11 protein-coding genes and 1 pseudogene are annotated in these 12,332 nt (G+C 60.6%); all 12 read right to left on the bottom strand.

Annotation, left to right across the window (positions count from 1 at the left end):
* Window positions 1-29: 29 nt before the first annotated feature.
* Window positions 30-1,079 carry a DNA-binding protein gene (locus H7R73_RS23290; RefSeq protein ID WP_182951785.1) on the bottom strand — a complete coding sequence of 350 codons (1,050 nt, stop codon included), beginning with the start codon at window positions 1,077-1,079 and terminating at the stop codon, window positions 30-32.
* A 554-nt stretch (window positions 1,080-1,633) separates the two neighbouring features.
* A pseudogene (gene psiE-GI / locus H7R73_RS23285) lies at window positions 1,634-1,789 on the bottom strand (heat resistance protein PsiE-GI); the annotation flags it as partial.
* Window positions 1,786-3,501 carry a heat resistance system K+/H+ antiporter KefB-GI gene (kefB-GI, locus tag H7R73_RS23280; RefSeq protein ID WP_161469796.1) on the bottom strand — a complete coding sequence of 572 codons (1,716 nt, stop codon included), beginning with the start codon at window positions 3,499-3,501 and terminating at the stop codon, window positions 1,786-1,788. The gene kefB-GI and the pseudogene psiE-GI, both read right to left, overlap by 4 nt.
* Before the next feature lie 3 nt (window positions 3,502-3,504).
* Complete coding sequence (trx-GI, locus tag H7R73_RS23275; protein ID WP_012761376.1) at window positions 3,505-3,945, bottom strand: heat resistance system thioredoxin Trx-GI; 441 nt, start codon at window positions 3,943-3,945, stop codon at window positions 3,505-3,507.
* Window positions 3,935-5,080: a hypothetical protein gene (locus H7R73_RS23270; RefSeq protein ID WP_182951784.1), complete on the bottom strand. Its 1,146-nt coding sequence runs from the start codon at window positions 5,078-5,080 to the stop codon at window positions 3,935-3,937. The genes trx-GI and H7R73_RS23270 overlap by 11 nt, the downstream gene beginning before the upstream one ends.
* A gap of 79 nt (window positions 5,081-5,159) precedes the next feature.
* A complete protein-coding gene (hdeD-GI, locus tag H7R73_RS23265; RefSeq protein ID WP_003285392.1) occupies window positions 5,160-5,771 on the bottom strand; it encodes a heat resistance membrane protein HdeD-GI in 612 nt (203 codons plus the stop codon).
* A 96-nt stretch (window positions 5,772-5,867) separates the two neighbouring features.
* The gene (yfdX2, locus tag H7R73_RS23260) at window positions 5,868-6,755 is read right to left on the bottom strand and encodes a heat resistance protein YfdX2 (protein ID WP_182951783.1); all 888 of its coding nucleotides are present in this window, start codon (window positions 6,753-6,755) and stop codon (window positions 5,868-5,870) included.
* A 102-nt stretch (window positions 6,756-6,857) separates the two neighbouring features.
* Window positions 6,858-7,766 carry a heat resistance protein YfdX1 gene (gene yfdX1, locus H7R73_RS23255; protein ID WP_182951782.1) on the bottom strand — a complete coding sequence of 303 codons (909 nt, stop codon included), beginning with the start codon at window positions 7,764-7,766 and terminating at the stop codon, window positions 6,858-6,860.
* Window positions 7,767-7,787: 21 nt separating this feature from the next.
* Window positions 7,788-8,246 carry a small heat shock protein sHSP20-GI gene (gene hsp20-GI, locus H7R73_RS23250; protein ID WP_032174845.1) on the bottom strand — a complete coding sequence of 153 codons (459 nt, stop codon included), beginning with the start codon at window positions 8,244-8,246 and terminating at the stop codon, window positions 7,788-7,790.
* 145 nt (window positions 8,247-8,391) lie between these two features.
* A complete protein-coding gene (clpK, locus tag H7R73_RS23245; RefSeq protein ID WP_161648082.1) occupies window positions 8,392-11,241 on the bottom strand; it encodes a heat shock survival AAA family ATPase ClpK in 2,850 nt (949 codons plus the stop codon).
* Window positions 11,242-11,346: 105 nt separating this feature from the next.
* Window positions 11,347-11,916 (bottom strand): small heat shock protein sHSP20, encoded by a 570-nt coding sequence (hsp20, locus tag H7R73_RS23240; protein ID WP_034126243.1) that lies wholly within the window; start codon window positions 11,914-11,916, stop codon window positions 11,347-11,349.
* 34 nt (window positions 11,917-11,950) lie between these two features.
* The gene (mads1, locus tag H7R73_RS23235) at window positions 11,951-12,232 is read right to left on the bottom strand and encodes a methylation-associated defense system helix-turn-helix domain-containing protein MAD1 (protein ID WP_015060211.1); all 282 of its coding nucleotides are present in this window, start codon (window positions 12,230-12,232) and stop codon (window positions 11,951-11,953) included.
* Window positions 12,233-12,332: the final 100 nt, after the last annotated feature.

The raw sequence follows: 12,332 nt of genomic DNA, 5'->3' as shown, positions 1-12,332 counted from the left end.
TGAGGGTCGGCCGGGAAAACTGAAAATCCTCACGAATTTGGCGTAATCAATTGTTCTGTATTGGCTTTATCCAAACCTGCGATGAACGCAGAGAGCGACCGCAGTACCTGATCCTGCGAGGCCGCCGTCGCCTGCGCGACATCTAGTTGTAACTCCAGTCTTTTAATCACGGCCGTTAGCTCGTCCCGAGCGGCAACAGCGTCTGTGGTCATCGCCTCCAGGGCCAACACTCTGCTTTGGCTTGCCGCAAGCTGGGTGGCGGCGTTGGCATGCTGCTGTTCAATGTCTTTCAGTCGTTTGAGTTCACGCTCCTGCACGAGCTGCTCATGACGCTGGGCCGCCACCATCTGCTCTAAACGGACAACCTCACATTGGCGCTCATTGGCGACCTGCCGCTGCTCCGCGAGCGCGTTTTGAGTCGATGCGTTGGCGTCACGGAGCTGTCGGATCTCGGCCTGTAGATACTGCAGCTGTTCATCATGCTGGCGCTGGAGCTGATCACGTTGATCTTTGGCCGCGCCACGGAAGTGCTCCAGAGCCTGCTGTGCATGGCGACTCCGCTCCTCTTGGGAGCGGGCGTGCTGTCGAGCCTGCTCCAACTGCTCCTTTAAGGCATTGAGCTGCTCCGACAGTTGAACAAGCGCCGTCTCTTTAGAGGCGAGGTGCTGCTGCATGGCCAGCCGTGCGGTTTCTGCCTCGCCCAGCGCAAGCTGGGCCCGCTCTAACTCGCCACGAACGGCACTGAGTTCATCATGCAAGCTGCCCCGCTCGTCGTTCCACTGGGCGCGTGCAGCCTCAAGCTCTTGCGAGATGCGCTGTACCTGGGCCTCGGCATCCTCCCGCAGCTGGCCAGCAAGCTGTGCAGACAGGCGCATGATCGCATCGCTTACCGCTACTTGAGGCGTCTGCGATCCCCCCTCAGCGTCCTCGATCTCCTTGAGATAGCGATGGATGGTGGTTTTTGAGCCGGTATCGCCCAGCTCTGCGCGCACGGCATCGATGGATGGGTAGCGCCCCTGTGCGAGGAGGTTCTGCCTGGCGCGCTGAACCTCAGCCTTGTAGATCCCGGAACGACGCATACCCCCTCCATTTCATACCGTAGTACATACCATGCTATTACATACTAGTTATACAAGGTTTGAAACTAAATAATCAGAAAACGTAAGGCGTGATAATCGTGGATTATCGCATGTGATGTGCTGGGGACGCCCGAAAACCCAGGCAGAACCGTACTGCCGCGTGCCATACGGTCGAGCGCCAGCGTTTCGCAGGTCGAGGCCCAAAGTGGCGTAGAGACCGCAGTGGCGCGGCGCGTAGTACGATTTGGAACAGAAGAATGCCGCTCGCCTGCATCGCGGGGGCTTGAGCCACGGCTCAACCGCTGATTGCCTCGTAAGCCCACATTCTGACCAGCACGGATTGAGGTCTTAGCTGGCTTGGCCCCTTATCGGCTTGAGCACATCAACCGCTTCGGGGATTACGTTCTGGATTTCGGCCGTAAAGTTGGGGCCCTGACTGATGACTTCCGGATCCTGGAGGATGTGGCACTGCCGGACAACTCCAAAAAGTAGGGTTTTTCTATTATGAATCATACGGATATGCTAATTTTTGAGGATTTTCAGTTTTCCCGGCCGACCCTCGAGATGAGCTGGAGCAGCGACACCACGATGATGACGGCAATCACCGCCGACAGAACGAGTGCGACAACCTGCTCAAAGCGCTCGTAAAAGCTCATGATGGCCCACTGGTCACGCAAGACCTGAAATGGGTTAAGGCGTGTTGATTTCATGACGATGAACTCCCTGGAAAACGGCTGCTGTCGAGACGGCGGCGCATTGCGCTGATGTGTCCTTCAATCAGCTCGGTCGACATGCCAAGCGTCGACATCACCTGTTCCGCCAGCCCAATAGCTGCGGCAAAGGATTGCTGGTACACGCGCACGTTGGGCATGGCGCGAAATGCATCGGCCGCGGTCGTACTTCTGCATGACACCCACAAGGTCAGCGCCGGACGGCGCTCGGCAATCGCCTGGGCGATGCGCAACGCTTGCTGGGCATGGGCGAACGTCAGCACCACCATGTGCGCATGCGTCAAGCCGGCAGCCAGCAAGGTATCGGGCCGACTGGCATCGCCATGGAACACCGGCGCGCCGGCGGCACGCGCGGCCTCGACCTTCTGCGCGTCCGCCTCCAGCAGCAGATGCGCCACGCCGGCGTGGCGAAGAATCTCGCTGACTGTCAGGCCAAGCTCGCCCGCGCCGCAAACGATGACATGGTCTCGATATCGCGCCGTCTGCGCGGCGATCTCGACTTCTTCAGCCTGGGGTGGCTGAATGACGCCGCCGGTGCGGCTCAAGAACCGGGCAAGTACATCGTGATGGCGGATCAGTAGCGGTGCCAGGGCCATGCTGAGCACCAGCGCAACTAGCATGGGTTGTACGACGGTCGCGGGGATCAGATGCTGCTGCAAGACCATGCCCAACAACAGCAGGGCGAACTCGCCGCCATGCCCCAACGCTATGCCCGTGCGCCAGGCATCGAGGGCGGACAAGCGCGTCGCCCGCAAGGCCAGGGTATTGAACACGATCTTGACCGGCACCAGCACTGCCAGCCACGCCAACACCGTCAGCGGTGCCGAAAGAATCTGTGCTCCGTCCAGCTGCAGGCCGACAGTCACGAAGAACACCCCCGACAACACATCGCGAAACGGTTTGAGGTGGCTTTCCATGTGGTGACGGAAGTCGCTCTCGCCCAGCACCATGCCGGCCAAAAACGCACCCAGGGCGGCGGATACGCCGACCGCGTGTGCAGCAGCGGCGGCAGCCACCACCACGCACAAGGAAACCAGCACGAAGGATTCTTCGTGGCCCTGCCGCGCCACCCAGCCCAGCAGGCCATGCAACAGACGACGGGAGGCGAGGGCCGCTGCCGCGAACAACATCAGCACGCCCAACACTTCGAGCAGCACGCTCTCGATCTTCGGCGACTCGCCGCGCGCCCAGATCGCCAGCAGGGCCAGCAGGGGCACGCTGGCCAGGTCCTGAAAGACCAGCACGGCGATGGCGCTGCGACCGTGGCGGGTGGTGAGCTCGCCTTGGTCGGCCAGCTGTCGGCTGACCAGCGCCGTGGACGACATGGCCGCCGCAGTGCTGAGCAACGCAGCGCTCTGAACTGGCTGTCCCAGCCACATCAACATCAAGGTCAGTGGCGTGGCGACAGCGATCATCTGCAAGCTGCCGGCCGCCAATACGGTTTTACGGGAAAGCCAGAAGTGCCCGAGGGAGAACTCCAGCCCAACCATGAACAGCAGCAGGGCCACGCCCAGCTCGGACAGAAAATCAAGCGCTTCTCCCGGCGCGACTACACCGCTGACCGACGGGCCCAGCAAGGCGCCGACGGCGAGGTAACCCAGCAAGGCGGGTACTCTGAACGCCGCCGTCGCCACCGCCGCGAGGCTGCATGCCGCCAGCAGGATCAGGGTGGCGCCGAGCAAGTCCTGCATCGGTCAGCGCCCCACCTGTGCAGATGCCCAGCGCACGATGTCCTGCGCGCCCAAGGCGCCGGCCTGACGCCCGATCTCCCGCCCACCCTGGAACAGGGCGAGCGTCGGAATGCTGCGGATGCCGAACTGCGCGGCCAGGTGGGGTTCTGCCTCGGTATTGACCTTGGCCAGCCTGACCCTGGGTTCGAGCTGGCGCGCCGCTTGCTGGAACTGCGGGGCCATCATCTTGCACGGCCCGCACCAAGGTGCCCAGAAATCGACCAACAGTGGCAGGTCGCTGCGCTCCACGTGGCGCGAGAACGTCGCCGTGGTCAACTCGATGGGTTCGCCCGTGAACAAGGGCTGCTGGCAGCGGCCGCAGTTGGGATGTTCCGATAGCTTCGCAGTCGGTACGCGGTTGATGGACTGGCAATGCGGACAGACGAGGTGAAGATCATTCTTCATGGTTCGCCTCCTTGGACCACAGTGAGGCTGCCGCGCTTCGGGTCGCAGACAATGCCGACCAATCAACGCCTTGGAGCCAATCGTTCCCGTCTTTGCTTACTCCGGCCTCTTCCAAATGAGCAGCGATGAACGCTTCGGCCGGCATGAGCCACCTTTGGACAGTATCTTCCTTACTAGGAATCAGCAGGATTTCAGAGACGCTGCTGGCATCCAGCCCGTCCACACGGATAAGCAGAAAAATGCGCCGCCACAAACGCGGCATGTCCTTCAGCAGGTCGAATGCAAAAGCGAACTCGCTCGACCGATCAACTAGCTCCTCCTGTTCCGCGATCGTTGCGGCATCGGGATGCTGACTGTCAGCGATGATATCGGCCAGCCTGAGTGTGTCATCGGGCTGATAAAATTCGAAGACTTCCTCTTCCACCATGGCCTCGGCGACGTCTTGGGCATCCGGTTCGACCGGCGCGTCCAGAGAAACGAATTCGCCAAATTGCCGGCTGCTTGCCACTTCGTTATCCAGGACGGCGAACAGATGCTTCAAAAGACCGGTGTAAGCCTCTTTTTCCCCCGGCACGGATTGCCATTCCACCTCAGCTCGGACAATCGCTTCATCCACCACGTCGCGCAGCGTCGGATAATCGCGCGGTAAATCGCCGACGGCCCGCAGATAAGCCAGCTCACGCCTTGCGACAGCCTCAAGTTTCGACAGTAGAGGCATTCGGGTCACTTTGGCCTCATGGGCGGCTGACGCGGGTTTTGCGGCAATCCGCACCTTGAGCTCGCGCAAGCGCTCGCGTCGTGCTTTGCGCTTGATCTGGTCATGAGCATGCAGCCGGTCAAAATGCTTCTTGGCCTGACGGAACAACGACTGTGCGAGCATCTGCGCGAGGGGCGTCAGCTCGTCATGTGATGCAGTAACGCTGACAATCTTTTTGCCGGGCAGGTGCATATAGCCACTGGCCAGAAATTGCCGCTTGATCTTGTCGCGATCAAGGACGATTTGAAGTCGCACTGAATCTTTAGTGTGTTTGTCGAGCAATGGCTTGAGGTCGCGCTCGATCACATTCCCCAAAGCTCTCTGCCAAGGTTCATGAAACTCTTTGTCGATAGCTCGATAGCTATATTGCATCTGCATGCATGACTCCTTCGATGTCATTTCTATGGAGGCACGAACCGAAAATGCTCATATCCATAGAATTTAGTTTGACCCGCTCTTATCCCTGGCGCGTTTTGCGAAGACGCCAACTCAAGAACAAAAGCGTGACACCATAGACTGCCGCATAGAAGCCCAACAGCCAGCCTGCGGCCAGGAATGACTCGACCGGACGGGAAAAAAATATCCACAAGACGATAGCGCCAAGGACAATCGAGAGCAGTCCACTGAAGGCAAGCCAGATTTCACCCTTGATTTCTTGACGCAGCCGAACGGCGGCGGATATCTCCAGCACACCGGTGAAAATCGCCCAGAACCCCACGCTAGCCCATAAAAAAGAAGCCATGACCATCGTGGCGACCCAAGGAGCAACCAGGACGACGACGCCGGTAAGTATGCCGACAATGCCGCTGAACAGCAGCCAGCCCCAGCGCTCTTTTTTCTGGATATGGCGCACCGCTGCAACCAAGTTGAAAGCGCCATTGACCAAGGAAAATGCGCCGAACACTAAGGTCATGGCCAACAGAGCCGATTGTGGCATCCAGAACGCAAGGGCTGCGAAAATCAATGCCAAGACACCGCGCAACGCAAAAATCCACCAATTTTCGGTCAATGAACACAGTGTTTTGGTGGGCTCATCCGCACTGGAATCGGTGATGGTGTCTGTATTCATGCTATATCTCCTAAAGATCTAATGGGGTGAAAAAGCAAACACTCCTGAGCCAAGAGAGGGGCGCGACGCGCCCCTCTTACGCCCTATCCAGCGGTTTCAGAACAACTTGGACAGCTTTGCCTTGATTTCATCGAGCCAGCCTTTTCCGCCGCCTCCCCCAGCCGTCTTTTGCTTGACTTTCTTGAGTTCAGCATACAGGGGCTCAAAGTCCTTCTTCTTTCCATAGCCCAGCAGTTCTGCCATTTCCAACTGCTGCCGCGCTTCGTTCAATAATGTCTCCAGGCGCTCATTGGACGCTTCGCTCCGCTGACCATCTTCTACCAAGGTCTCGGCGCGCTTCAGGAGCAGCCTGGCGCGCAGGGCGGGCAGCGGATGCACGCTGCGCGTCTCGACCAGCGTGCTGAGCGCTGCCTGCAGCGCGGCTTTGGCTTCTTCAATCTTGCCCTGATCGATCAGCGGCACGACTGACTTCACGGCTGCGGGATAGGACGCCAGAGGGATGTTGGTGACCGCGATCACGATTTCACTGGCCAGCAAAGCCAGCACGTGACGTGCCTGTTGCACCTCGCCATGTTTGAGGGCATCCCGCGCCTCGTCGGTCATCGCCTCAATGGTTTCCGTGTTGGCGAACAAGTCGTGCACGATGGTGCGCACATCAACGGGGGCCAGGGCAAGCGTGGGTTCGCGCGCGACGATCAGCTCCAGCTTTCCCGTCACTTCGGCCAGCGTTGCCAATGCGCGTGCAGCGTCCTTGCCGTCAAGTGCGGCCAGCGCTGATTTGGTCAGCGCCAAGGCCGAGACGGCCTCATCGAGGACTTGTTTACGTTTGTCTGCCGCCTGCGAGTCCGTTTCCTTCTGAACCTCAGGCTGCACCTCCGTAACGACTTCAGGCTTGGCCTCTGGACTGACAGGAAGGCTGCTTACCGCGGCCTGTTCGTTTATTCCTTCGTTCGTCGCATTGGGATTCGGTGTTTGCTCATTCATGGTGATATGCCTCGTATGAGATAGTGAAAATAGGCGAATCTATTGGGGCTGACTGCGAACATCGCGAGACTGACCGACAGAGCAGTCAGCCCCTTCATCACCTCAAAACAGCTTTTGGATACGCGTCTTCAACTCGTCGAACCATCCCTTGCCGCTTTTGCCACCAGCCGACTTTTGCTCAATGGACTTCACCTGATCGAAGATGGGTTTGAAGTCCGCCTTCTTGCCATAACCCAGGATCTGCGCCAGCTCGATTTCCGTGCGCACGTAGGCCAGCAGGGCGCTGAGCTCCTCGCTCTGTTTGGCATCGCGCTTGTCGGTCTCGGCCAGCTTTTCCGCTTTTGCCATCGCGGCTTCGGCCCGTAGCACGGGCAGAGGAGAGGCGACCGAGGTCACCACCAGCGTGTTCAGTGCTCGGGCGAGTTCCGCCTTGGCGTCGTCGATCTTGCCGCTGTCGATGAGCCGTGCGGCCGACTTGATCGCTGCCGGGTACGTTGCCATCGGCAGGTTGTCGGTTTCGATCACGATTTCGCTGGCCAGATTGGCAACGATGGGCCGGGCCTTTTGCACCTCGCCATCACCCAACAACTCCCGAGACAACTTGACCGCTTTCTTTACCGATTCCACGTTGGCGTGGATATCGTGGGTGATGACGCGTACATCGACCGGCGCCAAAGCAAGTTTGGCGTCGCGTGCCAATACCAGTTCCAGCTTTCCGCTGGCCAGTTCCAGCGCAGCGAGCGCCTCCTTGGTCTTCTTTGCATCAAGGAGGGTCAAAGCCTCCTGGGTCTTGGCGAGCGCCGTGATGGCGTCCTGAGTGAGCTCGGCACGCTTTTTTTCGACTTCCCGGGCGGCCTTGTCGTCTACTTGTGGCTGCGCCGCCTTGGGTGCGACAGAGGGCGCTGCAGCGCTTGGACTTGCCGCCGATTGGGCCAAAACCGGTCCACTCAGTCCGATGCAGACCGCCAGGGCAAGTGCGGAACGGATGTTATTGGGCTGTTTGTCATTCATGATGATGGACTCCTATTGAAGTTAATTGACTGAAATTTCAATCTGCTTCGGCTTGGCTTGCTCGGCCTTGACAAGCCGCACTTCCAGCACGCCGTCTTTCATCGAAGCCGTCACCTTGGTCGGATCAACGTTGTCAGGTAAGACAAAGCTGCGCACAAAGCGGCCATACGCACGTTCGATGCGGTGGAACTTCTTGCCTTGCTCCTCTTTTTCCAGTTTGCGCTCGCCGCTGATGGTGAGCACCCCGTTCTCCGCGCTAACGCGCACGGCATCCTTGGGGACCTCCGGCAGATCCAGCTTGAGGAGGAATGCGTTCTCATCCTCGCTGATGTCCACCATTGGTGCCCAGTCCGCCGTGGTCATGGCTTCGTTGCCGGTACGGGCGCCCTGTCGCTGGGGTGTCCGTCCGAACATCGTCGCCAGGCGGTTTTGCAATTCATCCAGTTCCCGGAAGGGGTCCCACGGAGTCAATGCAGACATATCGGTTCTCCTTGAACGATGCCGACGAATTGGATGACACACCGAACAGAGCCGTCGGCTTACTCTGAATGGCGCCTACTGCTTTTGTTTCCATCAAGAACAAGTCCTTGGGTCAATTGAAGGATCACGACAGCCTCCCCATGACTCAAGATTCGCCGCCCGCTGACTTTTTCTTGCGCGCAGGCTTGCTCGCGTCGCTCGGCGGCGTCTCGGCCACGTTCGCGGCATCGGGCTTCTCAGGCTCGGCCGGCTTTGCGGGTGGCTCCTGGCGCTCGAAGACCACCCGTTCGGCCTTGTCGTCCCAGCGTGCGCTGGCGTGATCGCCCTTGCCGATTCCGCCGCCGAGCATCTCGCGCGCCAGAGCAGTTTCCAGCTCGCTGCGGATCAGCCGCTTGAGCTCACGCGCGCCGAACTCGGGCTTGTAGCCTTCCTCCGCGAAGTGATCGATCAAGGTCTGATCGAAGGTCAGCGTCACGCCCTGGCTGGCGGCGTTGCGGGCCACACGATCGAGCTGCAGGCCGACGATATGGCGGATCTCCTCCTTGCCCAGCGCATGGAAGACGATGATCTCGTCGATGCGGTTGAGGAACTCGGGGCGGAAGTGTCCGCGCAGCACGTCCATCACCTCGCCCTTGGTCTTCTCGTATTCCTCGCCGGCGGCGCCACGGGCCTTCAGCCGACGCTGGATGATGTCCGAGCCCAAGTTCGAGGTGGCGATGATGATGGTATTGGTGAAATCCACCACCCGGCCCTTGCCGTCGGTGAGCCGCCCGTCGTCGAACACCTGCAGCAGGATGTTGTAGACGTCGGGGTGAGCCTTCTCGATCTCGTCCAGCAGCAACACGCTGTAGGGCTTGCGACGCACCTTCTCGGTGAGCTGGCCGCCCTCGTCATAGCCCACATAACCCGGAGGCGCGCCCACCAGGCGTGCCACGGTATGGCGTTCCCCGTACTCGGACATGTCGATGCGCAGCAGAGCACCTTCATCGCCATAGATGGACTCGGCCAGCGCCTTGGCGAGCTCGGTCTTGCCCACGCCGGTCGGCCCGAGGAACAGAAAAGTCGCCACCGGCTTGCTGCCTTCGCGCAGGCCCGCGCGAGACAACCGCACGGCATCGGCCACCGCGCGCACCGCTTCGTCCTGGCCCACGAGGCGCTCGTGCAGCCGCTGCTCCAGATGCAGCAGCTTCTCGCGTTCTTCCACCGTCAGCTCGTTGACCGGAATGCCGGTCAGGCGCGAGACGATCTGCGCGACATGCTCGGCTTTGACTTCGGCACTGCCCGAGGCGCGCTCGCGTTCCCATTCCTCGACAAGCTTCTTGAGTTCGGCCTCTTTGGCCTCGATGTGCTTGCCCAGCTCGGCGGCCTTGTCGTACTGCTTGCGCGAGGCCACATAGTCCTGCTCACGCCGCAGCTGGTGCAGTTCGGACTCCAGCTCTTGCACCGCCACCGGGCGGGCCGTGGCCGACAGCTTCACACGTGCGGCCGCCTGGTCGAGTAGGTCGATGGCCTTGTCAGGCAAAAAGCGCGCGGTGATGTAGCGGTCCGACAACTCGGCGGCGGCGATGATCGCATCCTCGGAGATGCTGACCTTGTGGTGCGCCTCGAAGGTGTCGCGCAGGCCGCGCAGGATCATCATGGTCTGCGCTACCGTCGGCTCGGGCACCATCACCGGCTGGAAGCGACGCTCCAGCGCGGCGTCCTTCTCGATGTACTTCTGATACTCGTTGAGCGTGGTGGCGCCGATCAGGTTCAGTTCGCCGCGCGCCATCATCGGCTTGAACACGTTGGCCACGTCCAGCCCTCCTTCGCCGCCACCCTGGCCTGCACCGACGATGGTGTGCACCTCGTCGATGAAGAGAATCAGCTCGCCCTGGTGCTCGGTCACTTCCTTGAGCACCTTCTGCACGCGCTCCTCGAACTCGCCCCGGTACTTGGCGCCAGCCACCATGGCATTGATGTTGAGTTCCACCAGGCGCTTGTCGCGCAGCGTCTCAGGCACTTCACCGGCCACCATGCGCTGCGCCAACCCTTCGACGATGGCGGTCTTGCCGACGCCGGGCTCGCCGATCAGCACCGGGTTGTTCTTCTTGCGCCGGGCCAGCACTTCGATGGTCGTCTCGATCTCCTGCGCGCGGCCGATGACCGGATCGAGCTTGCCCTCGCGCGCCATCTTGGTGAGGTCGCGCGAATACTTGTCGAGTTCCGGCGTGTTGGTCGGCGTCTCGGCGCGGCCATCCTCGGCCCCTTTGCCGACCACCTTGCTTACCTGCTGGCGCAGCGCTTGCGGCGTGAGGCCGTAACGGCGCAGCAGGTTGGCCGCCAAACCTTCGCCTTCCTCGGCGAGCCCGATCAGGAAATGCTCCGGCCCGACATAAGAGTGGCCGAGTTCGTTGGAGGCCACGAAAGCACGGCTGAGCGCGTCCTTGACCCGGGGCGACACGCCGATCTCGCCCTCGAACGGCTTATCGCCGCGCTTGGCTTCGGATTCGATCTGGCGCTTGAGGTCATCGACCTTGATCTTGAACTGCCCCAGGATGGTCTTGACCACGTCGCTGTCGGATAGCGCCAGCAGCAGGTGTTCGGTATCGACTTCGGCGCGCCCGAACTCTGCAGCGTGTCGGGCGGCCTCCTGCAATAGGGCCTCGGACTGTTCGCTGATACGGCTGGCGAGCCCACTGCCGCGACGGCGCGCGGTGCCCGTACCGGCCGGGGCGGGTTCGCCGAACGAGGCATCGACGACCTCGTCGGTATCGGCCGCCATGGACGGTGCGTCGTCACCGATGCGGAAGAAGTCGCTGCCAAGGAAGTCCTCGAACAGGCCGCTGCGCGAGCCGAACAAGGCTTCCAGCGGCGAGACGGTGCGCTTTTGCTGGCGCACCAGTTGGCGGTAATGGTCGTCGCACAACAGCATGGTGCTGTGACGCCCGTTGAGATTGGCTTCCACCCGCACGGTGGCGGGTTGGCCGCAGACCTGGCATTGTTTTCTGGCCATGCTGATGCTCCTGAGAAGGTTGACAAGGTTGAGGCGACGAGGCATCGCGAGCCGCGACACCTCGTCTCGTACCGGGTTTTTCTTGTGACGAACGAGCCGGCGACGTCAGCTGTTGATCGGGATCGAACGTCCCTGCTTCGGCGCGCTGACCTCGCGCTTGTCGATCGTGACCGTGAGCACCCCGTTCTTGAACGATGCCTTGATCGAATCCTGATTGGCGTCGTCAGGCAGGTTCAAGGCGCGGTGAAAGCTGCCGTAGGTGCGCTCCACACGGTGGAAGCCACCTTCCTTCTTCTCCTGTTCCTGGCGCTTCTCGCCACGCACCACCAGCACGTCGTTGTCGAGGGTGATCTGGATGTCCTTTTCCTCGACACCGGGCACTTCCAGGGCAATCTTGTACTGCTTGTCGGTTTCCTGGATGTCCAGGGCCGGCTTCAGCATGCCCGACCAATCGGATGGCAGCCGCGGCATGGCCAGCGCCGGAAAACCGAAGCCCCGGAACGCGTCATCGAACAGCCGGTCGATCTCGCGATGCAGTTGCAGGATCGGGCTGACTGGCCCGCTCGCCGCTGGCAGGTCATTGCGCTGCACCGGCAGGGAAGAGGCGGTCTGCTGCTCTTGCTGCTCGTTCTTGAACCAGTTCCAGGGAGCCAACTTCTTGAAATCGATGTCCATGTCATACCTCCAGAAAAATTGAAAAACGAGTTACTCAAGCCCTTTGCCTGCTGCGACGGGCAGTGCGCCCAGGCGACACGGGCTGCTCGGATGACTTCTGCTGTTCACGCTTGCGCATCACCTCCTTCTTTGCTCCGGCTCGGGTCTGATCATTGATCCACTGATCGATTTCACTTTGACGAAACCGCCACGTCCCGCCGACCTTGAAGGCCGGAATTTCCCCGTGCGCGGCGAGCCGGTAAAGCGTCCGCTTGCCGACCTTTAAGTAGGTAGCCAACTCGTCGAGTGTGAAGATCGCCTGCTGGCGCGCTGTCATACCACCCCCACAAGTTCCGTCGTCACGCGGCCTCGCTCGAGGAAATTCTTGCAAGACTTTGCAAGATATTGCGCCTAACATGCCGAAAGTCAAGAGTCAA

The sequence above is a fragment of the Aeromonas sp. WP2-W18-CRE-05 genome, assembly GCF_014168615.1.
GTDB lineage: Bacteria > Pseudomonadota > Gammaproteobacteria > Enterobacterales > Aeromonadaceae > Aeromonas > Aeromonas caviae.
The sequence above is the reverse complement of the archived record's forward strand: the minus strand, read 5'-3'. Positions and strand labels throughout refer to the sequence as shown.

Bases quoted from the DNA above. Each gene is read 5' to 3' on its own strand.
- H7R73_RS23290 (WP_182951785.1), bottom strand. From the start codon at position 1,079: ATGCGTCGTTCCGGGATCTACAAGGCTGAGGTTCAGCGCGCCAGGCAG.
- kefB-GI (WP_161469796.1), bottom strand. From the start codon at position 3,501: ATGCAGGACTTGCTCGGCGCCACCCTGATCCTGCTGGCGGCATGCAGC.
- trx-GI (WP_012761376.1), bottom strand. From the start codon at position 3,945: ATGAAGAATGATCTTCACCTCGTCTGTCCGCATTGCCAGTCCATCAAC.
- H7R73_RS23270 (WP_182951784.1), bottom strand. From the start codon at position 5,080: ATGCAGATGCAATATAGCTATCGAGCTATCGACAAAGAGTTTCATGAA.
- hdeD-GI (WP_003285392.1), bottom strand. From the start codon at position 5,771: ATGAATACAGACACCATCACCGATTCCAGTGCGGATGAGCCCACCAAA.
- yfdX2 (WP_182951783.1), bottom strand. From the start codon at position 6,755: ATGAATGAGCAAACACCGAATCCCAATGCGACGAACGAAGGAATAAAC.
- yfdX1 (WP_182951782.1), bottom strand. From the start codon at position 7,766: ATGAATGACAAACAGCCCAATAACATCCGTTCCGCACTTGCCCTGGCG.
- hsp20-GI (WP_032174845.1), bottom strand. From the start codon at position 8,246: ATGTCTGCATTGACTCCGTGGGACCCCTTCCGGGAACTGGATGAATTG.
- clpK (WP_161648082.1), bottom strand. From the start codon at position 11,241: ATGGCCAGAAAACAATGCCAGGTCTGCGGCCAACCCGCCACCGTGCGG.
- hsp20 (WP_034126243.1), bottom strand. From the start codon at position 11,916: ATGGACATCGATTTCAAGAAGTTGGCTCCCTGGAACTGGTTCAAGAAC.
- mads1 (WP_015060211.1), bottom strand. From the start codon at position 12,232: ATGACAGCGCGCCAGCAGGCGATCTTCACACTCGACGAGTTGGCTACC.